Here is a 23,102-nt window from a genome sequence, read left to right as displayed (position 1 = left end):
CTTTTCTGTAGTAAAGGATTAGATTTCTTCCTTTTCAAAAAGCTTTACCTCTTCTTGATAAGATCTATATTTGTGATGCTCTTCTTGGTTGTAGATATAATTTCTAACCCGTTGTATTTCATTTTTTCCGACTGAGAATACTCCATATCCTTGTTGCCATCGAAATTTTCCGCTCGGGAAATATTGATCGTTTATCCATTTTGAGGATGAGCCTTTAATGAGCTTTATAACCTCAGACGTATTTTGCAGAATGGGCATTTTAAAAAGAACATGGATATGATCTTGCATACCGTTCACCACATCAATTTGTATCCCTTTTCTTATCCCGTGCGCCTTGATATAGGTATTCAATTCACCCCGAAAATAACGCTTCAATAATGGTTCTCGATTTTTTGTACTCCAAACCCCATGTACCCAAACCTGATTTAATGTTCTTGGCATCGGTGCATTTTTTTGTTTTTGATCAATAAGTAAGAGCCTCTAAGTCTCTATTCCTTACAATATTTTTTTAAACCAGCTCAATTGTCTTCCTTTATTACAGAAAAGGATTTCAATCCTTTGTACCTTTAACACCGATTTAAAAATCCCAAATTCTCCCAATGCCCGACAAGCAAATCCCATTTCTTTTTGATATTCCTTCTGTTGAAGAGCTTACCGAGAAAATCAAAAACCTGCTGGAACAAAATTTCACGGATATTCTGGTTGAAGGTGAAACCAGCAATGTAAACCAAAGCCGAAACGGACATTATTATTTTACCCTTAAAGACTCCAACGCATCCCTCCCCTGTGTAATTTGGAGAAGCACGGCCCAGCGGTTGGGGATTAACCTCACCGATGGACAGCAAATTGTGGTAGGTGGAGATATTCAGGTTTACGCACCTCACGGTCGCTACCAGATGATTGTGAATTTGGTGCAACAGGCCGGAATTGGGAAACTGCAGCAGGCTTTTGAAAAGCTAAAAGCTAAGCTAAAAGAGGAGGGGCTTTTTGAAGATGATCATAAACAAGCACTCCCAAAATTTCCGGAAAGTATTGGTGTAGTAACTTCCTCAACCGGTGCGGCCTTTCAGGATATTAGGTCTACACTGGAGAAAAGGTGGCCACTGGCTGAAATCAAACTCTATCACGCTAGCGTGCAGGGCGTAAATGCCGCGCCGGAAATTGTAGAAGGCATCAATTATTTCTCCAATCACAAAAACGTGGACGTCATCATTATTGGGCGTGGCGGAGGTTCATTGGAAGATCTTTGGCCTTTTAACGAAGAATCGGTGGCGCGTGCTGTTTTCCATTGTGAGGTCCCGCTTATAAGTGCGGTTGGGCATGAAGTGGATTTTTCTATTTCTGATTTTGTAGCAGATGCACGGGCAGCAACCCCAACTCAAGCCGCCATTGTAGCCGCTCCGGATATTAATGAAATTCGATATATGGTGGAAGACTACACCAAGAAATTAGAAATGAATACCACCGGAGCCATAGAACTGTATAAGGATAAAGTAGCAAACATGGCAAAATCCCATGCTTTGTTGGCTGTGAAGCAGAAAATGGAAGCAGCTCGGTCTCGCATTTCAACCCTTGATGAAAAGTTGAAATACCGAACAGACTCTCTTATTCGAAATCGAAAAGAGCACCTGACAGAACTCTTCCACTCTCTTGATAAACAGAATCCAAACGAACCACTCGAAAAAGGGTTTGCCCGTGTTTGGCAGGATGGAAAATGGATTCGGGAAGCAAACGTCTTTGAGCAGGAATCGACTTTTGATTTAGAATGGAAGGATAAAAGAGTTACCCTGAAAAAGTAAGTCCATCCTTTGGCTTGGGATCTATTCGGAATATCCTATACCCTTTCAGAGAAATTGACATTCCTTTCTTCATAAAGTCTTTATTTCCGATGGTTACCCTCTTGAAAACTAAGAGGAGCTTGCTATGTATCTCATTAATGTAACTGCGGATAACTCTGAATTAGACGACATTCCATGTTTAGATCAAAAAAACCCGAATAGCGTTCGATTATTTAATTATGATCGGAAGTGGCTACTCGACCGTTTTGATGAAGGATTGAAAATCATAAAACTGGACACCCCTGAACCAGCCTTCATAGAATATATACCGGCAGAAAAAGCCTGGAAACCAATTTCGGCTCCGGGATACATCTTCGTCAATCAACTTTTTGTGCCTGAAATCTATGCCAGTGAGTGGCTAAAATCTATACTTCTTCATCATTGTGAAATTGAAAATAAAGACAAGAATGGTGTCGTCATCATGCTTGGAAATGATGATTTCAAACAGAACCGAACTTTCTTTCTACAGCGTGGATATCTCGAATATGCTCACCTGCCAAATTTTACTCTTCTCGTAAAACGCTTTAACCCCGAGTCGCCTTCTCCATACTTTTCTATGAATTTTGAGACTGAGACTTCCCATGGCCAGTCACATACAATCACTCTAAAATATGCTGACCAAAGCACCTTCATCAATTTTTATATCTTCCAAATGGGACGTGAATTTGAGGATTTGGGATTTGAAGTAATACTCAAGAAATTAGAGACTGCTAAAGATGCAAGGGATTCAGGAACTCCATATGGCACTTTTGGTGTATTTTTAGATGGAAACTTTCTTACTCACCGTCTCTTAAATCAAAAAGGGATTCAAGAACTCATTGGTAAGCAAGATCTGAATATTGTTTTTCCAGAAATCAAGAAGTCCTTTAACCATCCACACTCAGAATAATCCATTTACAGATATTTATGTTTTCAACAAATGTACCCGTTTAAGTAACTCATAAATGCTGTCGATAAGGACAAATTCAAAGCCCTAGTTGTTAATATAAATTCAAGCTAAATTAAATAATGCTTTCACGAATAGGTTTCACGCTACTAACAGCACTACTTCTTTTTGTCACCGGACAAGCTCAGGATAATAGTAATTTCAACTTTTTTGGAAACGCTCGCTTTTCTTACGGAAGCTCTGCCAGTGATGCTTTAGAACATTTTGATGGCACTTCTTTTTTAAGGGTTCGTGTTGGTGGTGCTTATGACTTCAACGAGAATCATAGTTTTAGGGCACGTATAGCTACTACTCAATCTTCCGAATTTGAGCCCGTATCATTAACACTGGCTTCTGACCCCGGTGGATTAGATGTAGGTCACATCTCTTTTGATCAGTTTTATTACCAGTATCAGGGAGAGAATATCAGTTTAAAAGCCGGACGTTTTCAACATACTCCAAAAGTACTTTCTAATGCAGGACGAAGTCACTTTCGTTTCCAGAGTAATAACATCAATAACCACTGGGTGGACGGTATTCACTTAGAGCACGATTTAGGAAATTCATGGGTAGCTGAGGCAGTTGGAGAGTATCAGCATCGAAATCATGTTAGTTATTCCTACCGAGGCGGACTCAATTTCGCAAACAACAAGCATAATGTTGCCAGCTACTTTGGAGTAGAAAATAAATCCCGGGATGACAACAACATCATTCAAAAAGCATTTGCCTTGTTCGTAGCTCCTGACGCCTACTTAAAGCCAAATGGATACAGCACTTACTTAGCTTTAATGAGCCGTTTAGTTTACGATCTGCCAAAACCTGAATTATTGAATGGCGGTAGTTTTCGTATAGCAGGTGAGCTTGGTCAAAACCTCAACACTTCTTTTGAGAATGGAACCAGTGCGGTGATTTCCTTTGGTGTGAACAATTTTGCGGATAAGCATCAATTTATGATTGAATTCGCCAAAACGGATACTCAATGGCTAACGGCAAATGTATACGCGCCAAATGCGGATGAACTCGAACTCCGCTACCGGTACTTTATAACCAGCGATTTAAATATTGATTTCAGATATCGAATTAGAGATTCCCGAAATGATTTAGTGCCCACCAACTACAACTTCTTTGCCCGTGCAACATACTCATTTTAACCGCTCTTAGTTTAGTTACGCATCTTGTTTAGGGTAACAGCCGAGGATTTTAAGCTCTTCGGCTTTTTTATTGAGTTCATCTAAACCCTCCTTAACTTCGGGATTCTCAATGTTTCCGTGGATATCCAGATAGAATGAATATTTCCAGGGTTCATTCATCCGAGGCCGTGATTCCAATTTGGCCATATTTATTTTGTGGCGATGAAGAATATTCAGGCACTCAATCAGCGAGCCTTCATCATTGGAAGTAACCATCATCAATGATGTTTTGGCCGGTATTTGTAAATCGACTTGCACAGGTTCTTTGGTGGCAATCACAAACCGCGTGAAATTTTCCCGCTGATTGGCAATATCATGTTCAATAACATGAAGTCCATACAAATCTGCCGCATGTGCTCCGGCGATAGCTCCCTGAGACAAATCACCATCCTCCAACACTTTCTTAGCCGACATAGCCGTGTCTAAATATGATTCCACTTTGCATCTTGGCAGCTTTGACAAAAACTGAGAACACTGTGCAATAGCTTGCGGATGCGACATAATCCGACGAATTTTAGACAACTCAACAGGCTCAACAGCCATCAGGCAATGAACTACTTTCAGAATTTCTTCCCCTACGATGTGTAATTTCTCATTCCCTAGAATATCATAGGTATCGTTGATAGAACCTGCCGTTGTATTTTCAATTGGAAGGAGAGCAAAATCTACTTTCTCATCTAATACAGCTTGTGCTGCCTGCTGGAAGGTATCGTAGCCAATTGCATCAACTCTTGCATATCGCTCACTGAAATGGCGTGTTGCCGCCTGGTGGCTATAAGCTCCATCTGTCCCCTGATAAGAAACCCGTACCGTATCGCCATTCGATTTTTCATTCTGATGATCAACCAGCGACTGTGTTTGGAAACGTACAGAGTTTGTAATTATCTCCCGAAAAAGATGCTCGGCATAATACCGATCAAGACCTACTTCACTGGCTAAATCACGAATACGATTTAAGAGCTGCTCTTCCCGTTCAAGGTCCCGAATTCCCTGTTCGTTCTTGAGTTTCAGATCTGAAACTTCCTTGACCAACCCCTGCCGTTGGGCTAAAGCTTTTAAGATGGTACGATCTATTTCATCCAGCCGTTTTCGAATGGAATCTAGGTTGTCTGACATATAATAAATTACTTAACTGTGAGTGAGTAATGGAAAGTAGTAAAACTGATGGGGATTAAAAGGATGAATTTTGATCTTACAAATCAACCGATAACTAATCTGATTGCTGTCCGTAGCACGCCTAAAATTTATCTAAAAGTTTTATGAGCAAACAACATATCGGCACTGCCAAAACTCTGTTCATCTTTATCTTTACTGTATTAATTGGTTTTATCCTCTTCATTTTGCCCAATCTTTTCTTTGGGATCTTTAAAATAAATGGCGGGCTCTCCGGAATTAACCTTTTGTTCATCGCTCTGTTTCAATTTACAACCGTCACGTCTTTACTCTATTTGTCTCTGAAGTGGCTGGGGAAAGATTTCAAGTTTATCGGATGGAATTGGAAGCAATGGAGAAATGACGGGATGCTTGGTATCATTATCGGGCTCAGTTGGACAGCGATACAGGTTTTATTCATCATCCCAAATACCAGTGGTGCAGAACGAGCTGACATCAAACAAATGCTCGATATGATGGATGGTACTTTGTTGAGTACTGTTTCTTACATCGCTCTTGGTGTGATTGGTGGAGGAATTACTGAAGAAATTTACAACCGCGGCTACTTCATTAATGTGCTTAAGTCAACCTTTAAGAACCAAAAAGCAGGACTCTGGCTATCTGCGCTACTTTCTGTCCTGTTCTTTGCTTTAGGGCACATGCCCTCCAATGCAATTGAATGGATAGACATTCTAGTACCGACTGTACTTTACACACTATTATTCATTTATACAGAACGGTTGACCGCCTCAATTTTTGCCCACGCAATATATAACAGCACAGCTATTCTGATAGTCTACTATTTATATTTTGGCTGAAATGACCCTTAACTCTTTTCTAAAGACTTGGCATAGAATCCTAAATTTCCTATTGTAATTCCAACCGACAAAAATACCCGATTTATGTTGAAACTAGTTTTACTCCCACTATTGATTTCCACCTTCACCATTCAAACCGTTGACCCTACTCCTGAAATAGATGCTTTTTGGGGTGAAATGAGTTCAACCGTTGCCTCCGGAGACTTTGAAGGATATGCTTCACTTTATCATGAAGATGCGGTTTTGGTGAATGGCATTTCTGACGAAAGTTACCCTATTTCTGATGCCTTGTCCGGATGGAAGCAAGGCTTTATAGACACCAAGGAAGGATCCATGTCTGCCAGCGTAGAGTTTAGATTCAGTAAGCGATTACACAGCGAAAGCACAGCCCATGACACCGGAATCTTCCACTATACCTCTAAGGCAGAAGGACAGAAACCGCAGCCCATCTATGTTCATTTTCAGGGTTTGCTTGTGAAAAAAGAAGGAGAATGGAAACTAGTTATGGAGTATCAGGAATCAGTCGCCACCATTGAAGAATGGGAAGAACTAAAATAATTCCAACTTAGATTTAATCATTAGTTGCCGTAGTTTCTATCTATGATTTTTGCTGCTAGCGTCCTACTACTTTCATGTATTTTATATTATTTGGTTGAAAAGGAAAACCTCTTGAAGGTTTGGTTTACTCCTGTCAGCACAAAGCTAAAACACTTCTTGATCGGGTTTTTAACTCTAGCCCTCTTAAGCACTATATCTCAATTATTTTTTGGTTATTTAAGTGGCGCTACGTGGTTTATCGCTCCTGAAATTAGTCTCAAATCCATCTATGCATCCGCTTTATATGATTTAAGATCGGTACTTTTTGAAGAACTTACCTTTCGTGGCATTGCATTATACTTTCTGTTTCGATTCACTAAAAAGCGACAACTTTCCCTTCTGATTTCAGCCGCAGGCTTCGGAATTTATCATTGGTTCACCTTTGGCGTTTTAGGAAACCCAATTCCTATGATAGCGGTGTTTATTACTACGGGTCTCATGGGCTACGCATTTGCTCTAGCTTTAGAAAAAACAAATTCTATAGTATTACCTATCGCTCTTCATCTGGGGTGGAATCTCATTAACAATACCGTATTCTCTAATGGACCTTTAGGCATTCAGTTGCTTCAGGCAAATCTAAGCGGCAACCCCATAGATTTAGGAGGATACTATGATCTTATCTCCCTCGCTTGGTACATTTTTATTCCCTCCCTTGTAATCCTGATGCTAAATCGGTTCTTCACCAGACAGACCAAAGACTTCAAACTGATGTAAGGAATAGGAACGCATCACATTCCTCACTCGTTGCGCCCAAGAGAACATTCACTCCAAATTCTTTATGGGCTCCATCAACCAAAAAACACTTTTCGGAACTGATCGAAGAGTTATTGCTCTCGGTGTTGCACGCATGGCTGATGCCATGGGTAATTCTTTTCTTATTGTTGTCCTACCCCTTTACATAGCAAGCGGCAGTGTCTCTGGTGAGGTTTTTGGTTTCTCAGAATCTCTTATTACCGGAATTGTACTTGGCCTGTACGGATTAGTCAGCAGTGCATTTCAACCCTTTGCCGGACGAGTGTCTGACCGGGCCGGCAAGCGCCGACTATTTGTGATACTTGGCTTGATTCTATTCATGTTTGCCAACTTTGCCTATGTAATTGCCGATACCTACGAAATCATTTTTGTGATAAGAGCAATACAGGGTATTGCAGCAGCTCTTACTATTACAGCCAGCATTGCCTTGGTAAGTGAAGTAAGTGATACCGGCAGTCGGGGAGAAAATATGGGCATCTATAATTCATTCCGGCTGATTGGTTTTGGGGCCGGACCTTTGGTAAGTGGAATTCTTGTTGAAGCAGGACCCTACACACTCCCTATTGTTGGTGAAATAAATGGATTTATAGCTTCTTTTGGTATTGCCGGGATTATGGCTATGGTAAGTGGAATATTGGTTTCAATTATGGTTCAGGATCCTGTAGAAACCAAACCCAGCACAGAAAAAATGATTTTCCGGGTTACTTCTGATGACCCTAACTACATCCTTGACCCTATATTTGCACTTGGGATCTCCACTTTCATCATGAGCACCGGTTTTGCCTTATTGGCCTCTATTGAGCCACAGGTTAATGAACGGCTTTCTCAAGGGGCATTTGTCTTTTCCATTCAGTTTAGTGCTTTAGTGGGAATGCTTGCACTCGTTCAACCTTTTGTTGGGAAATTGAGTGATCAGTATGGGCGGAAAGTGTTTATCGTAATTGGTTTGGTTGGATTGGTACCCATCACGCTTGCACAGGGATTATCAACAGAATCATGGCATTTGATTGTAGCCCGGGCACTTCAGGGAATCAGCGCGGCTATGGTTTTTGCGCCTGCACTGGCACTAGCCGGCGATCTTACCAAAAAAGGTCAGGAAGGAGCTCAGCTTTCAGTGCTAACCGTTGCTTTTGGAATAGGAATTTCTGCCGGGGCAGTCCTATCCGGATATGCTATTCGATTTGGCTTTATTGCCCCTTTTGCTATTGGCGCTATCCTTGCGGCGTTTGGTGCTATTCTTGTTAAAACTCAGGTTCCTGAAGACTAAATTTTGGCCTCATTAATAAGTTAACTTATTGAATAATCAGCCTTCATCTTCTAACCACCCAAACCTCCGCTGAAGCGACTTAATAGTGAAGGAATGGGATTCAGTTCCACGGGTTCCCAATAAAAAACCAAGTGGTTTAAGATCTTCTACATTTTCACAGACAATTTTGAATAACCCGAGGTAAGGAATTATAATCAGCATGCCCGGTATTCCCCAAATCATACTAGCTGCAATCAATGAAAATATGATGACCAGCGGATTAATCTGTACATATGACCCCGTGATGTTCGGAGTGAGGATGTTATTCTCGATAAACTGAACTATAAAAAACTGAACTAAAACGGCTGCAGCGAGAGAAGGACTCTGTGTCCCCAGCACAATAATCGCGACAACTCCGTAGCCCAACACCGTTCCCAGATATGGAATCAGGTTGAACAGTGCAGCTATCAAACCAAAGAGCAGTGCGTATTCAACGCCAATCAGCATAAACCCGAGGGTATTAAGTACTACTAAAATCAGACAAACAATTACCAACCCTTTAAGATATTTAGGTACAACTAAAGCAGCCTGATTGATAATATTTTGAGTCACTGCTTCTCTTTCCTCAGGAATCAACATAGAAATGAAATCGCGAAATTTATCCCTATATAAAAGCAGCAGGAAAGTATAGACCGGTAATAATCCAACTCCCAGAATAGTGTTCGTTGTTGCTGTGAATGCCTGAGTGACATATTCTCCTGTTTTGCTTGCACTTTCAAGCCAGGAATTAATGGAGGCTTCAGAAAAGCCGGTAAATACAGCCAATGAATACTTTATGGCATCCATATTGGCTTCTACATTTTCTTTGATCTCAGAAAGATTATCTGTGAAGCTTGCCGAAAGCGCTATTAGTGCATAAACGAAGCCCCCCACAAAAACCATAAAGCTAAGAATCACCATAAAATTTGTGAGTAGACGGGGGATTTTTCGTTCCTCCAGCCAGCTTGCATAGGGGTACAGCAAATAAGCAAGCATAACACTTAAAAAGAATGGAACCAGCAGAGGCCGAGCTATAATCAAGGCTGCAACAACAAGAAAAACAAAAGCCAGCCGGATGGTATTGCGAAGTAAAAGAGGGTATTCACTCATAGAATGTCATTTGATATCAATCAGTAAGTTAACATAGCTGAATTATAACATAGAATATAAACTTAAGTCTATATTATTTCTTCTATGAGGATACGATTTTGTTCCCGTTCTCTTTCAAATTACTTTTTAATTAAAGAATCTTTTTTAAGATACTATCCGGTCGTGATCCATCTAAAGGAATGCGGCCGGTAAGCTGCCAGTGATTGCCTTCCAAAAAGTCACCGTATTCAGGATTATCAAATACAAAGGCATAATCTAATACCACGTAAAACAGATCTATACCTAAACCAAGAGATTGATACGACATATCCTCCTCATACTTACCTGCCTTTCTTAGTCCCCACCTTATTGCAAAAGTTTCTACAAACTTTACTTCAGCACCTGAAAGCCAGGAGATCTGTTCTCTCAACGAACTTTTAATTCTATTTTGTCCATCAAAATAATCATGGTTCCCCCAAGATTTAACTAAGGCCTTCAAGGGATTCATAGCTTCTAAATAAAAGCCAGAATTAGTTTCCCTTCTCTCCATTTGAGCCAAAGTGTTTGAGACATTTTGTAGGACTCTTATTTCAAAAATATTTCGATCATTTCTTTTCTGAGAAGAAATGAAGGTGAGCCCGGCACCAGCTTGTAACCTGGTGGGTAAAGGTGAAGTTGAGCTACCGCCATAATAATTGACACCTTTCCCAAAATTTGTGAGTGCTAATCCGAAACTGGGTTTCAACATCCCAACCTCAGCTTCTCGAGAAAACTCATATTGCAATCCTAAATCAAAACTCCATGAATGAACAGGATCTACATTTTGAGCTGAAATTAATGTCCCCCCGGACTCTCCACTAAATAAATGATTTATTGAAGCTCCAATCTTTAAATTACTATTTAACTCGTAGGAATAAGCGACTTTAGTAATCAATTCAGTATTTCTAAATTTGTAATTCATTCTTTCAGAAAAATAAATTGTTTTTAACTGACCACCTGTCCTAAATCCTTGTATTGAAATCCCAATCTTGGATTTGTTTAAATCATAGGTACCTGCCAATTGATAGTTATTGTAGGCAATCGCATAAGGGTGTCGAAGAGAATTAAAATCGGGTGAGACCTGAAATACACCGTCCTTACCAATACCTGCTGGATTTATAAACATACTGCCGTATCCATCTTCTAAAGAAACTGTAGCTGAACCTAAAGAGAGGCTTTTAGTGTCAACGTTTTGCGAAGACAATGAAAAGCCTGTTATCACCTGCTGAGAAAATACGGATGTTGATCCTTTCAACATCAAAAACACCATTAAGATTACTTTCATGAGAAAGGATTAGTTGAATGTAATCGTAACGGTAAATCTATAGAATGGATTGAATTGAGATTAAAAGCAGATCAGGCTTGTCCCGATCTGCTCTGTAATAAACTACTTATCTGTCAGTGAAGCAACACCGGGAAGTTCTTTTCCTTCCAGATATTCCAGACTTGCTCCTCCACCGGTAGAGACGTGAGATACATCATCACTCAGTCCGGCTTTTTTAATGGCAGCTGCTGAATCTCCACCACCAATAATGGTTGTGGCGCCAAATTTAGTAGCTTCGGCAAGAGCTTCTGCTACTGAAAACGTGCCATCCGCAAAATTCTCCATTTCAAAAACACCCATTGGGCCATTCCAAAGAACGGTTTTAGCGGCCTTGATCTGATTTCCAAAAGAGATTGATGACTGTGGCCCAATATCGAGTCCCATCCAGCCGTCTTCGATACCGTCTTCATCCACTACTTTGTGCTCGGCATCATTACTAAACTCTTTAGCTACTACGGAGTCTAACGGAAGCATGAATTTCACTCCTTTTTCTTCTGCTTTCTCCAGCAGCTCTTTTGCCAAATCCACTTTGTCTTCCTCAACTAAAGAAGTTCCAATAGACCAGCCTTTAGCTTTATAAAAAGTGTAGGTCATTCCCCCACCGATAATGATAGTATCTACTTTTGAAAGCAGATTTTCGATCACACCAATTTTGTCGGAAACTTTTGCTCCACCTAAAATAGCTACAAAAGGACGATCCGGATCGTTAATGCTTTCTTCCAAATACTTAATTTCTTTTTCTAGCAGATATCCGGAAACAGCAGGCTGAAGATAACGCGTAACTCCTGCTACAGAAGCGTGTGCCCGGTGGCTACTTCCAAAAGCATCGTTCACAAACAGATCGCCATGAGCAGCCAGTTTTTTACTGAACTCTTCGTCGTTTTTCTTTTCTTCGGCATGAAAACGAACGTTTTCTAAAACAACAATATCACCAAATTCAGCTTTTTCAATAGCAGAATCAGCTTTTTCGCCAATACAGTCATCAGCAAAATGAACTTCCGCATCAACCAAAGTGGCTAAATGCTCGGCTGCTGGTTTTAGTGAAAATTCAGAGTCATACTCCCCGGCTGGGCGGCCAAGGTGACTAGTTAGGATCAATAACCCTCCCGACTCCACTACATGTTTGATGGAAGGCAACGCCTGCACAATTCGGTTGTCATCAGTTATAGTACCGTCTTCGATAGGCACGTTGAAGTCCACGCGCATCAGTACTTTTTTTCCTTTTACTTCTACATCGTTGAGAGTGAGTTTAGCCATGAGTTAAGTAAATGATTGATTAAAATATTTCGCTGTAAAGTACCAAGATCTCTACACGAAATGAAGTTTTTATGAATAGTAATACACTGTTAACTTTTATATCTGCTTCTCAGAATCAAAGGTCTTCGAACAAAGAAAAAGGAATATTTACCTTGAATTGCATAGACGAAGTTCCCGAAAACGGATGATCGGCATCGTTGATATCTATTTCACAATAATCCAGTGTGAAGTATTTGTAATGCACCCCAATCCCAAAAGTACTGTAAGAACGAGCTCCATTTTCGGGATGTTCATAGTAATGACCGAATCGCAAACTCAACGTTTCTAAGTAAATAAGTTCGAGTCCTGTTTGTGTTTGAAGCTGATCTAGTAAGCTTAGCTCTACATAGTCCTGACCATTAAATCTTTGATAAGGTCCCCAGGATTTGAATAGCACTTCCCATGGTCCCATTGGTTCAAATTGGGTATTACCTGCTGCAACTTCCGTTTTGTACCGGGCCATTGTTTTACTGAGTGAGGCATAGCCGCCAATACTAAATGCTGTTCGATCCCATATACGCTCTTTCGTCTCCATTTTCAATCCCAGCCCTCCCCGCATCATCATCGGTAAAGGATTTTTTCCTTGTTCCCTCACATAACCAATAGGTTTCCCAAAATCGGTCAGTGACCAACCTAGCGAAGGAGTAATCAACATCTCTTTGTAGTCATAGGTGTGATCAGCATAAATTCCTACATCCACAGTAGTGAAGGTGGGTGATTTTATCTGCTGTCCATTTATAGATTGGCCAGACGATAATTTACTCTTACCAAAATTTAAACCTGCTCCGACAAATAGATCATTGGTAATTTGGTAAGAGGCTGAAAAGGTATGTACCTCCTCAAAAGAATTAAAGCTATCTTTAGGGGTGGGGCTGCTATCTCCAGTGATAAACTGTTCTCCCAGATTAAGATAGGTGTACTGATATCCCAGCGAAAACTTATCAAACCCGAATATAATCCCCGGATTCTGTAAGTATAAATCTGATGCTCCAAAACCGGGTAGCCAAGGTTTTCGAAATATTTCTCTACCATTGTTGAACGAAACAGGGCTATAAAACTCAATGGTATTCTTTCTCCCAATCGTAGCCGGATTTACATGAATACCTCCCGGACTATTAAGCATGGCCACAGTCGCTTCACCCAGGCCCCTGCTTCTTGTATCCGTGTTTATTTGCAGGAAGGGAACCGCCGTAATGGCAACTTGTGAAAGTGCGGTAATAGAAACCAAGAAAGATAGCAGAAGTGATAGACTAGTAATTCTGAAAGTAGATTTCATGAACAGCTGATATAATTAACTCTTTCTCTCGCCCATTAAATTCGCGAAAATTCACAACAAAACAATAACTTAATTGTAGATCTACTTGTAAACAATCTTTTAGGTACCGTTTTAGATTGTGTTAAAAGCTACCTCATTTCCCTGACTTTCACACTCTATTTCAGTATTTTTGGCGAGCCAACTCCGAATAAAAAATACCTATGAAAACAGTTTACTTAGATCACGCAGCAACCACTCCCCTGGATGATCGCGTACTGGAAGCCATGCTTCCATATCTTAAGAACAATTACGGTAATGCCAACTCTCCCCACCACTTAGGGCAAAAGTCGAAAGTAGTTGTTGAAGACGCTCGTGAAAAAGTGGCTGCCTTAATTGGAGCTGATCCTTCAGAAATTATTTTTACCAGTGGCGGTACTGAAAGTGATAATGCTGTCATCAAAGGTGTGCTTGCCATATCGGGTGATAAGAAAGAGGTTATTACTTCGGAGCTTGAGCATCACGCAGTTTTACACACGGTTGAGCTTGCAAAAATGCAGGGCGTTAAACCTGTCTTCGCCAAGTCTAAAGATTGCGGAACCATTACTGCTGATGCCGTTAAAGAGGTCATCACCGAAAACACTGCGCTTGTCACCATAATGCAGGTGAACAACGAAATTGGCACCATCAACCCGCTTAAAGAAATTGCTGAAGTTTGTGCAGAACACGGAGTACCGGTTCATTCAGATACCGTTCAAAGTTTGGGTAAAATTCCATTGAACGTGAAAGACCTTGGGATCAACTTTCTTAGCGGAAGTGCCCATAAAATATACGGCCCGAAAGGAACGGGTATCATGTACGTGAAAAACGGCTCGCGTTGGATTCCATGGATGAATGGCGGATCACAAGAACGCCGACGCCGTGGCGGGACTTTGAATGTCCCCGGAATTGTAGGATTTGCTAAAGCGCTGGAACTGGCTGTGGATGAAATGGATGATCATAGAAAGCACTTTGAAAATCTTCGCACCCTCCTGCTTAATGAAATGGATGAAAAACTCGATTTCAGCTACAATGTAAATGGACCGAAAGGAAACGGAGTGCCTCATATCTTAAACTTATCCTTCAGCGATAACGACGGAAAATATATTGATGGAGAAATGTTACTTCTCAACTTAGATATTGAAGGGATTTGTGTTTCCAATGGTTCTGCCTGCACTTCCGGAGCTGTTGAGCCATCACATGTTTTAAATGGAATTGGAATGGATGAAGGATTAGCGAAATCAAGTATCCGCGTTAGCTTTGGTAAACAGAATACAGAAGAAGACGTCCACTATTTTGTAGAGAAATTAGACACTGTACTCAAAAGAATGTTTTCCCTGGCTTGATGAAGAAAAATATATGTGTGTATTGCGGTTCCCGAAAAAGTAATAACCCTCGCTTTCCAGAATTAGCCCAACAAGCCGGACGTGAATTTGCTCACCGAAATTGGGGCATTGTTTATGGTGGCGGTAAAGTGGGTATGATGGGTAAATTAGCTGATGCCGCTCTTGATAAAGAAGGAGAAGTTTTTGGTGTGATCCCAACCCGGCTCAAGAAAGAAGAAGTTGCCCACATGCAGCTTACGGATCTCCACGAAACACAGGATATGCATACCCGAAAAGCTCTAATGGAATCTCTTTCGGATGCTTTTCTAATTCTCCCAGGGGGATTTGGAACCCTGGATGAGTTTTTTGAAATCCTGACCTGGCGACAATTAGGCATTCACAACAAACCCATCTTTCTCCTTAACAGTGAAGGCTATTTTGATGGTCTTGTTAAGTTCACAGAGAATGCCATTCAGCACGACTTCATCCAAAAAAGCAGTCTTGAACTCTTCAACGTCTGCTCGGATTTGGACTCATGTATTGATTCTTTGGAACGTTTTTTTGCTGAGGATTGATTCTTCTGCCGTAACCAAGATTTGATTTATGACTTCAAGCAAAGTGAAACACCCACTTCCACCCTGCCCAAAAACTCCGAACTGTATCCGTACTTCAGAAACCTTTGAAGCTGGCCTTGAAAAGGTATATGAGTCTTTTACCCATGTATTTGACGAAGAAGCCCATGAGTGGGAAGTGATTGATCCTAAGCGGATTGAATTGCATGCGGTTTATCGCATCCCTGTATTTGGCTGGAAGGATGATGTGGATGTAATCATGGAAGAATCAGGTGGAAGTACTACGGTGTACATCCGGAGTGCAAGCCGCGAAGGTGCTTACGATTTAGGTGTGAATAAGCGCAGAGCAAATCGCATTTTGAAGAAGGTTACAGAGGCCATTTCAGAATAAGACCATCTATCAGTTAAAAAGTTATTCCTGCGGAGGCAGGGATCTGGATGACTTTTATTTTTTCTATTTGCCAGACCTTTAGTCATTCTGAGGGTACTCCCGAAGAATCTTCACAAGATATTCTAACTCCCGTTCTTTTTCATACATGTGAGAGAAAGTTATAACCCTAAAGTAGTTCCACATACCGGACATTCGCCCCGGAATGACAACTAATTATTCAGTTAAAGATTACCAAACACCTATTAAGATTAAGAACAATTAGTTCGGTATATTCAAAATCAATCAAAGAAATTAAGTTATTAGATTATGTATCAAGGTTTATTACACGCACACTCCGGTCTCCGATGGGTTGTTTTAGTTTTAATTGTATGGGCTCTTTATAAGTCCATCACCGGCTGGGTTGGTAAAAAGGAATATCAAAAATCAGATCGCCTTTCAGCTTTACTGGCTCTGATTTTTACGCACATCCAGCTGCTTATTGGATTGGGACTTTACTTCATCAGCCCAAAGGTATCGTTTGAGCCCGGAGTCATGGAAAATGCTCTTTTACGCTTTTATACCGTAGAACATATGTCGATGATGATAGTAGCCATCATACTTATCACCATTGGTTTTAGCACAGCCAAACGACTTGAAGATGCAGTCGCTAAGCATAAACGAGTTGCCATCATGTACGGCATTGGGCTAGTCATTATTATTGCTTCCATCCCATGGCCATTCCGCGAATTAGGTGCCGGCTGGTTTTAGATTGAATTACCATGTGTAGGGACATTTTATGAAATGTCCCTACATATAATCTAATTCGGATACCTGATACTCTCTACCATTTCCTGTACATCTTCCGGAGGTTCTGGAAAAATCATTCCGACTGCAAAAGCGACCAGCAGATTTAATATCATGCCAAGCGTTCCTATCCCTTCCGGTGATATTCCAAACCACCAGTATTCCGGTGAGTTAAATTCGGGAAAGGCAATCTTGAAGAAGATCACATAAGCGAGCGTGAATAGAAGTCCGGCAATCATTCCGGCAATGGCTCCCTGCTTGTTCATCTTCTTGTAAAAGATCCCCAAAATGATAGCCGGGAAGAAAGATGCTGCAGCCAAACCAAAGGCTATAGCAACCACCTCCGCTACAAAGCCCGGGGGATTAATACCAAAGTATCCGGCAACAACAATCGCGCCTGCTGCTGAGATTCGGGCCCATAGCAGTTCTGCTTTATCTGAGATATCTGTTTTAATTTGTTTTTTGATCAGGTCATGCGATACCGCTGTAGAGATCACCAGCAATAAGCCTGCAGCCGTAGAAAGGGCAGCTGCCAATCCACCTGCAGCAACCAAGCCCGCAACCCAGGCCGGAAGATTGGCAATTTCGGGATTCGCTAATACCATAATATCCCGATCTACATACAGTTCATTGGAGGTTTCTGTGATCGTATTATTGACCTGTACTTCTCCAAATGGACCTCTTAAAATTTCTCCCTCGGCATTTCGCTGAATATCCGGCAACCCTTCGATGGCTTCTCCGGGTGCATAGGTAATTATTCCGTCATCATTTTTATCGACCCAGGCAAGCAGTCCCGTTTCTTCCCATGTACCAAACCATGCGGGCATTTCGGTGTACTCTTCTTCACTCACTGTTTCCATAAGATTATACTTGGCAAAAACAGCGATAGCCGGAGCTGTGGTGTACAAAATAGCAATGAAAATCAGCGCATAACCTACCGATATTCGAGCATCTTTTACTTTAGGTACGGTGAAAAAACGGACGATTACGTGTGGAAGACCGGCCGTACCAATCATCAGCGCAGCGGTTATAAAAAAGACATCCTGCATACTTTTGGTACCACTGGTGTATGCGGCGAATCCTAATTCGGTATGAAGTTGATCCAGCTTATCTAAAAGATAGGTACCGGATCCATCCGCCAAAGTTGAACCAAAACCGAGCTGAGGAATCGGGTTTCCGGTTAGTTGAAAAGAGATAAAAAAGGCCGGCACCATGAATGCAAAAATGAGCACACAATACTGGGCTACCTGTGTGTAGGTTATTCCTTTCATACCTCCTAATACGGCGTAGAAAAAGACAATCCCCATTCCAATCAAAACACCGATGTCGATGTTTACTTCCAGGAATTTGGAAAAAACCAAACCCACACCACGCATCTGCCCGGCTACATAAGTGAAGGAAACAATAAGGGCACAAACCACGGCAATGGTTCGGGCAAAGTTTGAGTAGTAGCGGTCACCAATAAAATCCGGAATGGTAAATTTACCGAACTTCCGCAGATACGGAGCCAGCAATAAAGCCAGCAGTACATAACCGCCCGTCCAGCCCATCAGATAAACAGAACCGTCATAGCCCATAAAAGAAATGAGCCCGGCCATGGATAGAAATGAAGCAGCCGACATCCAATCGGCAGCCGTAGCCATCCCGTTTGTTAGAGGACTCACATGAGATCCGGCTACATAAAAATCACTCGTAGAAGCTGCCCGGGACCAAATCGCTATCCCGATATAAATTGCAAAGGTTACTCCAACTAAAATATAGGTCCAAACTTGAACATCCATGATTAGTCCTCTTGTACATTAAATTCATTGTCCAATTTATTCATCAGGTACACGTACACAAAAATGAGGATCACGAACGTATAAATAGAGCCCTGCTGGGCAAACCAAAATCCGAGTTTAAAGCCAGCTACTCTTATTTCATTAAGAGCCGGAGCCAATAAAATTCCAAACACATAGGATACGACGAACCAAATACTGAGTAGAATCCCGAGATATTTCAGATTCTTTTTCCAGTACCCTTTTAAGTCCCGTTCTGCCATAAGATTAGACCTCCATAGTTTTATTTCGGCTTAGTATGCGGTATTTGAGGGAATGAATCAAATGACATAAAGCATTTTATAGCAAAGACTTTCCGGCTATTTAATTTCAACAGTATAATTTTACAAGGCCGATTCAACTTATTGAGCATTCCATTTTCTGGTATAAACCAACAGTCGATATTTCAGGCTATAGGTTTTTAGATTTAAGCAGTCAGCTGGTATCCTTAGCTGGGCAAAAGCAAGCAAGTACATCATCCCAGATTAGCTATAATTACTATGCTTAGGATTGTATATTTCATGACCTGCTTGAAGCATTCAAATTTGGCTAAATCAGATTAACATTTATTTAACGCAGCTTTTATGAAGTATAACACACTTGGAAAATCAGATATAGAAGTCAGTGAAATCAGTTTTGGTTGTATGTCTTTAGAGCTGGAAAAAGGTCAGCAGGCAGCAACTTCTCTTATCCGAAAGGCCTATGATTCAGGAATTAACTTTTTTGATACAGCAGATTTATATGATCAGGGATTGAATGAAGAGATGGTTGGCACAGCTTTAAATCCAATCCGCAGTGAAGTTAAAATTGCTACTAAAGTGGGGAATGTGTGGAAAGATGATGGTTCGGGATGGGACTGGAATCCAACCAAAGAACACATTTTAACCGAAGTGAACGAAAGTCTTCGGCGGCTCCAAACTGATTACATAGATTTGTATATGCTTCATGGCGGCACTATCGAAGATCCTATTGATGATATTATAGAAGCATTTGAAAAGCTTAAAAAGCATGGGAAAATCAGAGCTTATGGAATTTCATCGATTCGCCCCAACACCATTCGGGAATATGTGGAGCGGTCAAATATGGATGTGGTAATGATGCAATATAGCCTGCTGGATCGCCGATCTGAGGAAGAAAGCCTGGATTTGCTTTCTGAGAATGATATCAGCGTGATTACCAGAGGAACGTTAGCAAAAGGGTTGCTGATTGATAAGGAGCCTGCAGAATATCTTGATTACTCCAAAGAAGATGTTCATTCTATTCAGAAAGCTGCCAATGAAACAGAGAATGCTATTTCTGCATCTGTTCAGTTTGTTTTAGAACATCCTGCGGTAGCCTCATCAGTGTTAGGAATTCGAACAGAACAGCAGCTCGATGAGATTTTGAAAGCCCATAAAACCAGTATCTCCAGTAAAGAGATCGAGTCTGTTAAGCAAGTATTGGCTCCCAACAAATATACTAACCATCTATAGTATTAAAGAATAGCACTATCTACCCCTACTCCCTTTCTATACGACAGATGGGGTCACTACTTTTGTACACCCCTCCCTCAGTATTTTTGTGAAAGAAATTCATCATTACTTCACAGTTTTTGATTAAGGTATATCAGCAGGCTTCTACTACCCTCAATCTCAAATTATGGGGTAAATACCATGAAAGAGTTATTAATTCTTGGTGCCGGTACCGCAGGCACAATGATGTTGAATAAGCTGTCGAAAGCTCTGAGCCCTGAAGAGTGGCATCTCACAATAGTTGACAAGCACGAAACTCATTACTATCAGCCCGGCTTCCTTTTCATACCATTCGGGATGTACAGTAAAGAAGATGTTATAAAGCCGAAAAATAAATTTTTTCCTAAAAATTCGAATGTTATTTTTTCTGACATTGATCAGATAAAACCGCATGAGAACACGGTCTTATTAAGTAATGGAAAAGTTCTGAAGTATGATCTATTAATCATTGCGACAGGGACCGAAATCAGGCCGGATGAAATCGAAGGAATGGATGGCCCGTTATGGCACAAATCAATTTTTGATTTCTATACTATTGAGGGCGCAGTAGCTCTTGCAGATTTCCTTGAAACCTGGGAAGGCGGAAAACTGGTTCTGAATATTGCAGAGATGCCTATCAAATGTCCGGTAGCCCCCCTTGAGTTTATATTCCTTGCCGACGATTATTTCCGTAAAAAAGGAATGCGTGACAAGGTAGATTTAACACTGGTCACTCCTTTGGATGGTGCATTTACAAAACCCATTGCTTCACAAGAGCTTGGTGGATTTGTGAAAGAAAAGGGTATTAACCTGGTTACCGAATTCAACATCGGTCGTGTTGATAATGAGGAGAAAAAAATCGTTTCCTGGGACGAACGGGAAGTCGACTTCGATCTGCTGGTAAGTATCCCGACTAATATGGGAATTGAAGCCATTGAAAGAAGTGGTATGGGAGATGAACTTAATTTCATTCCTACAGATAAACACACGCTTCAATCCGAAAACTGGGAGAACATCTTTGTGATCGGTGATGCCACTGATATACCTGCTTCAAAAGCCGGTTCTGTAGCTCATTTTGCTTCAGAAATCCTCTTCGAAAACATTCTCTCTTATATTAAAGAAGAGCCCCTGACAGCCAGCTTTGATGGCCATGCGAACTGCTTTATTGAATCCGGTGATGGAAAAGGCTTACTCATCGATTTCAATTATGATACCGAGCCACTTCCAGGAAAATTTCCTATCCCCGGAATAGGTCCGTTCTCATTACTGAAAGAATCAAAAATGAATCATTTCGGTAAAATGGGATTCAAATGGATTTACTGGAATATGCTCATTAAAGGAAAAGAGCTGCCAATGGAACCCCAAATGAGTATGAAGGGAAAATATATTCCTGAGGCAGAGGAAAAAGAATTGCAAGATGTAGAATGATAAACCAAAAGATGAGGAAAGTAATGCCTGAACTAATAACACTTGAACTCGACAAAGACGGTCACCTGGCTAATCTGGACGACTGGTCACCTGAACTTGCTCAGGATCTTTCTAATCAGGAAGGTGTAGGTGAACTAAATGATCGGCACTGGGTGGTGATTAACTATATCCGTGACCAATTCCTGGAAAAAGGTGATGCTCCATCTATCCGCAAACTCACTAAACAAAGTGGAGTATCAACTAAAGAGCTGTACCAGCTATTTCCTAAGGGACCGGCTAAAAAAGCCGCAAAAATAGCCGGCTTACCTAAACCAAAAGGATGTATTTAAACAAAAGAGGCTCATATGAAAACGCACGAAACCCAAACATTAGAACGCCCTGAAGAGAAAGCTCCAGAACCTATTGAAAAAGTATCCATTATCATATCCAAGGGGTCTTTGGAAGGGGTTTATCCGGGCCTTATTATGGCAAACGGTGCTCGCATGGAAGGTATTGAAGCAACACTCTTCTTCACATTCTTCGGACTGGAAACCGTAATCGATAAACGTATGGATGACCTCAAAGTAGCAACAGTTGGTAATCCAGCTATGCATATTCCAACTATGATTGGTGGTCTGCCCGGCATGTCTTCTTTCGCTACTAAGAAAATGCAGGCCGAAATGGAAAAATTGGATATTCCTCCAGTTCGCGAATTTATAGAAATGATCCACGATACAGGAGCTGAAATCTATGTCTGCAAAGCAACGGTTGATATGTTCCACTTAGAAGAAGAAGACTTCTGTGAACAGGTTGATGGTGTGATAACAGTAGGCGAATTTTACGAAAAATCTGCCGGTGCTGAGATCATCTTTACTTAGTAATTGTCTTTGATATAAAAGCAGGTACAGATTTCCAAGCTTGGTCAGTCAGGAATATTATGTTCTTATTTGGCTTGAAGTATAGGTCAGTCCCAGTCCTCTTCCTCAAGCTCAAACAGCTCGGAAACCTCTACCTTTAGAATTTTGGCAAGTTTGAATGCTAACACGGTGGATGGAATAAACCGCTTAGTTTCTATAGCGTAAATGGTCTGCCGGGTCACTCCCACTTTTTCTGCCAAATCTGATTGTGACAAGCTATTCCGGGCCCGTTCTACTTTGATCGTATTATTCATCAATTACTCCTCACCCGGAAGTGACCACAGCTTCTTAGCTTTGTTAATTATTAAAAACAAAACAAGCTGATATTCAATAAGTCCCAAGGCACTCACTTTGAAAGAGGAATTAAAAACCATCATCACAAACATAAAGAGTGCCGTTAAAATAAATGTAAGTTGAACAGCTTCCAGTCGAAGCTTGGTTAAGAATTCATCCATCATTCTATCTTTGGAGAACAAATAGATCAATAAGCCAATTACACCAATAATTGACATCAAGTTATAAATAGGCTCGGTAATCATCACTCCAAAAACAGTGAATGCCTCGAAGGTTTCCGGGGCTGATATTCCTTCAGAAGCATTCCAGCCATCAATGAAGCCTCTTTTCATCGCGGGAATACCAGCAGCTACGAAAATGAATAGTCCAATTTTTTTGAAAACATTTGGTAAAAACTGAAATGTCATAGTTAGTACATGATGATTAAAATTCAAAACTAATGTAAAGTATAGTTTACATAATGACAACTATAATTAGATGTTCAATTTCAGTATTTACGCTTCATTCTT

General features: G+C 40.9%; 25 protein-coding genes. 15 read left to right on the top strand and 10 right to left on the bottom strand.

What is annotated here, in order from left to right:
- Nucleotides 1-18: 18 nt before the first annotated feature.
- The gene (locus CL667_08320; protein MAL17703.1) at nt 19-441 is read right to left on the bottom strand and encodes a transposase; all 423 of its coding nucleotides are present in this window, start codon (nt 439-441) and stop codon (nt 19-21) included.
- Between the two features lie 158 nt (nt 442-599).
- Between CL667_08320 and xseA the strand changes: the two genes are divergently transcribed.
- The 3 genes from xseA to CL667_08305 all read left to right on the top strand — a co-directional run bounded on the left by xseA (nt 600) and on the right by CL667_08305 (nt 3,914).
- Nucleotides 600-1,799 (top strand): exodeoxyribonuclease VII large subunit, encoded by a 1,200-nt coding sequence (gene xseA / locus CL667_08315; protein MAL17702.1) that lies wholly within the window; start codon nt 600-602, stop codon nt 1,797-1,799.
- A gap of 124 nt (nt 1,800-1,923) precedes the next feature.
- A complete protein-coding gene (locus CL667_08310; protein MAL17701.1) occupies nt 1,924-2,727 on the top strand; it encodes a hypothetical protein in 804 nt (267 codons plus the stop codon).
- A gap of 119 nt (nt 2,728-2,846) precedes the next feature.
- Nucleotides 2,847-3,914 carry a hypothetical protein gene (locus CL667_08305; protein ID MAL17700.1) on the top strand — a complete coding sequence of 356 codons (1,068 nt, stop codon included), beginning with the start codon at nt 2,847-2,849 and terminating at the stop codon, nt 3,912-3,914.
- Nucleotides 3,915-3,929: 15 nt separating this feature from the next.
- Here the strand turns inward: CL667_08305 and CL667_08300 are convergent, their stop codons facing one another.
- Nucleotides 3,930-5,069 (bottom strand): prephenate dehydratase, encoded by a 1,140-nt coding sequence (locus tag CL667_08300; GenBank protein MAL17699.1) that lies wholly within the window; start codon nt 5,067-5,069, stop codon nt 3,930-3,932.
- 143 nt (nt 5,070-5,212) lie between these two features.
- Between CL667_08300 and CL667_08295 the strand changes: the two genes are divergently transcribed.
- From CL667_08295 to CL667_08280, 4 genes are all read left to right on the top strand, one after another.
- Nucleotides 5,213-5,923 carry a CPBP family intramembrane metalloprotease gene (locus tag CL667_08295; protein MAL17698.1) on the top strand — a complete coding sequence of 237 codons (711 nt, stop codon included), beginning with the start codon at nt 5,213-5,215 and terminating at the stop codon, nt 5,921-5,923.
- An 84-nt stretch (nt 5,924-6,007) separates the two neighbouring features.
- The gene (locus CL667_08290) at nt 6,008-6,481 is read left to right on the top strand and encodes a hypothetical protein (GenBank protein MAL17697.1); all 474 of its coding nucleotides are present in this window, start codon (nt 6,008-6,010) and stop codon (nt 6,479-6,481) included.
- A 42-nt stretch (nt 6,482-6,523) separates the two neighbouring features.
- A complete protein-coding gene (locus tag CL667_08285) occupies nt 6,524-7,234 on the top strand; it encodes a CPBP family intramembrane metalloprotease (GenBank protein ID MAL17696.1) in 711 nt (236 codons plus the stop codon).
- A gap of 64 nt (nt 7,235-7,298) precedes the next feature.
- Nucleotides 7,299-8,540: an MFS transporter gene (locus CL667_08280; GenBank protein ID MAL17695.1), complete on the top strand. Its 1,242-nt coding sequence runs from the start codon at nt 7,299-7,301 to the stop codon at nt 8,538-8,540.
- Nucleotides 8,541-8,576: 36 nt separating this feature from the next.
- On the opposite strand, the gene CL667_08275 is transcribed toward CL667_08280, so the two are convergent.
- From CL667_08275 to CL667_08260, 4 genes are all read right to left on the bottom strand, one after another.
- Nucleotides 8,577-9,668 carry an AI-2E family transporter gene (locus CL667_08275; GenBank protein MAL17694.1) on the bottom strand — a complete coding sequence of 364 codons (1,092 nt, stop codon included), beginning with the start codon at nt 9,666-9,668 and terminating at the stop codon, nt 8,577-8,579.
- A 130-nt stretch (nt 9,669-9,798) separates the two neighbouring features.
- A complete protein-coding gene (locus tag CL667_08270) occupies nt 9,799-10,971 on the bottom strand; it encodes a hypothetical protein (GenBank protein ID MAL17693.1) in 1,173 nt (390 codons plus the stop codon).
- Between the two features lie 102 nt (nt 10,972-11,073).
- Entirely contained in the window at nt 11,074-12,267 is a 1,194-nt protein-coding gene (pgk, locus tag CL667_08265) for a phosphoglycerate kinase (protein ID MAL17692.1), read from the bottom strand.
- A 115-nt stretch (nt 12,268-12,382) separates the two neighbouring features.
- Nucleotides 12,383-13,582, bottom strand: coding sequence for a hypothetical protein (locus CL667_08260; GenBank protein ID MAL17691.1), 1,200 nt, complete (start codon nt 13,580-13,582; stop codon nt 12,383-12,385).
- Nucleotides 13,583-13,782: 200 nt separating this feature from the next.
- On the opposite strand from CL667_08260, the gene CL667_08255 reads away from it, so the two are divergent.
- The 4 genes from CL667_08255 (at nt 13,783) to CL667_08240 (ending at nt 16,632) form a co-directional block, all read left to right on the top strand.
- Nucleotides 13,783-14,943, top strand: a complete 1,161-nt coding sequence (locus CL667_08255; protein ID MAL17690.1) for a cysteine desulfurase NifS — start codon at nt 13,783-13,785, stop codon at nt 14,941-14,943.
- On the top strand, nt 14,943-15,497 hold the full coding sequence (locus CL667_08250) for a TIGR00730 family Rossman fold protein (protein ID MAL17689.1): 555 nt from the start codon (nt 14,943-14,945) through the stop codon (nt 15,495-15,497). Before CL667_08255 ends, CL667_08250 begins: the two co-directional genes overlap by 1 nt.
- Nucleotides 15,498-15,525: 28 nt before the next feature.
- Entirely contained in the window at nt 15,526-15,885 is a 360-nt protein-coding gene (locus CL667_08245) for a hypothetical protein (protein ID MAL17688.1), read from the top strand.
- A 306-nt stretch (nt 15,886-16,191) separates the two neighbouring features.
- Complete coding sequence (locus CL667_08240; GenBank protein ID MAL17687.1) at nt 16,192-16,632, top strand: cytochrome B; 441 nt, start codon at nt 16,192-16,194, stop codon at nt 16,630-16,632.
- Between the two features lie 50 nt (nt 16,633-16,682).
- Here CL667_08240 and CL667_08235 read toward each other — a convergent pair whose 3' ends face one another.
- Entirely contained in the window at nt 16,683-18,449 is a 1,767-nt protein-coding gene (locus tag CL667_08235) for a cation acetate symporter (protein MAL17686.1), read from the bottom strand.
- A 2-nt stretch (nt 18,450-18,451) separates the two neighbouring features.
- Nucleotides 18,452-18,709, bottom strand: a complete 258-nt coding sequence (locus CL667_08230; protein MAL17685.1) for a hypothetical protein — start codon at nt 18,707-18,709, stop codon at nt 18,452-18,454.
- Between the two features lie 360 nt (nt 18,710-19,069).
- On the opposite strand from CL667_08230, the gene CL667_08225 reads away from it, so the two are divergent.
- The 4 genes from CL667_08225 to CL667_08210 all read left to right on the top strand — a co-directional run bounded on the left by CL667_08225 (nt 19,070) and on the right by CL667_08210 (nt 22,260).
- Nucleotides 19,070-19,957: an oxidoreductase gene (locus CL667_08225; protein MAL17684.1), complete on the top strand. Its 888-nt coding sequence runs from the start codon at nt 19,070-19,072 to the stop codon at nt 19,955-19,957.
- Nucleotides 19,958-20,137: 180 nt separating this feature from the next.
- Nucleotides 20,138-21,403, top strand: coding sequence for an oxidoreductase (locus CL667_08220; GenBank protein MAL17683.1), 1,266 nt, complete (start codon nt 20,138-20,140; stop codon nt 21,401-21,403).
- Between the two features lie 11 nt (nt 21,404-21,414).
- Complete coding sequence (locus tag CL667_08215; GenBank protein ID MAL17682.1) at nt 21,415-21,732, top strand: sulfur relay protein DsrC; 318 nt, start codon at nt 21,415-21,417, stop codon at nt 21,730-21,732.
- 15 nt (nt 21,733-21,747) lie between these two features.
- A complete protein-coding gene (locus CL667_08210) occupies nt 21,748-22,260 on the top strand; it encodes a hypothetical protein (protein MAL17681.1) in 513 nt (170 codons plus the stop codon).
- An 86-nt stretch (nt 22,261-22,346) separates the two neighbouring features.
- On the opposite strand, the gene CL667_08205 is transcribed toward CL667_08210, so the two are convergent.
- Nucleotides 22,347-22,553, bottom strand: coding sequence for a transcriptional regulator (locus CL667_08205; protein ID MAL17680.1), 207 nt, complete (start codon nt 22,551-22,553; stop codon nt 22,347-22,349).
- Between the two features lie 3 nt (nt 22,554-22,556).
- Nucleotides 22,557-23,000, bottom strand: a complete 444-nt coding sequence (locus CL667_08200; GenBank protein ID MAL17679.1) for a hypothetical protein — start codon at nt 22,998-23,000, stop codon at nt 22,557-22,559.
- Between the last annotated feature and the right edge of the window lie 102 nt (nt 23,001-23,102).

It is taken from the genome of Balneola sp. (genome assembly GCA_002694685.1).
In the GTDB taxonomy this organism is placed as follows: Bacteria; Bacteroidota; Rhodothermia; order Balneolales; family Balneolaceae; genus Gracilimonas.
The sequence above is the reverse complement of the archived record's forward strand: the minus strand, read 5'-3'. Positions and strand labels throughout refer to the sequence as shown.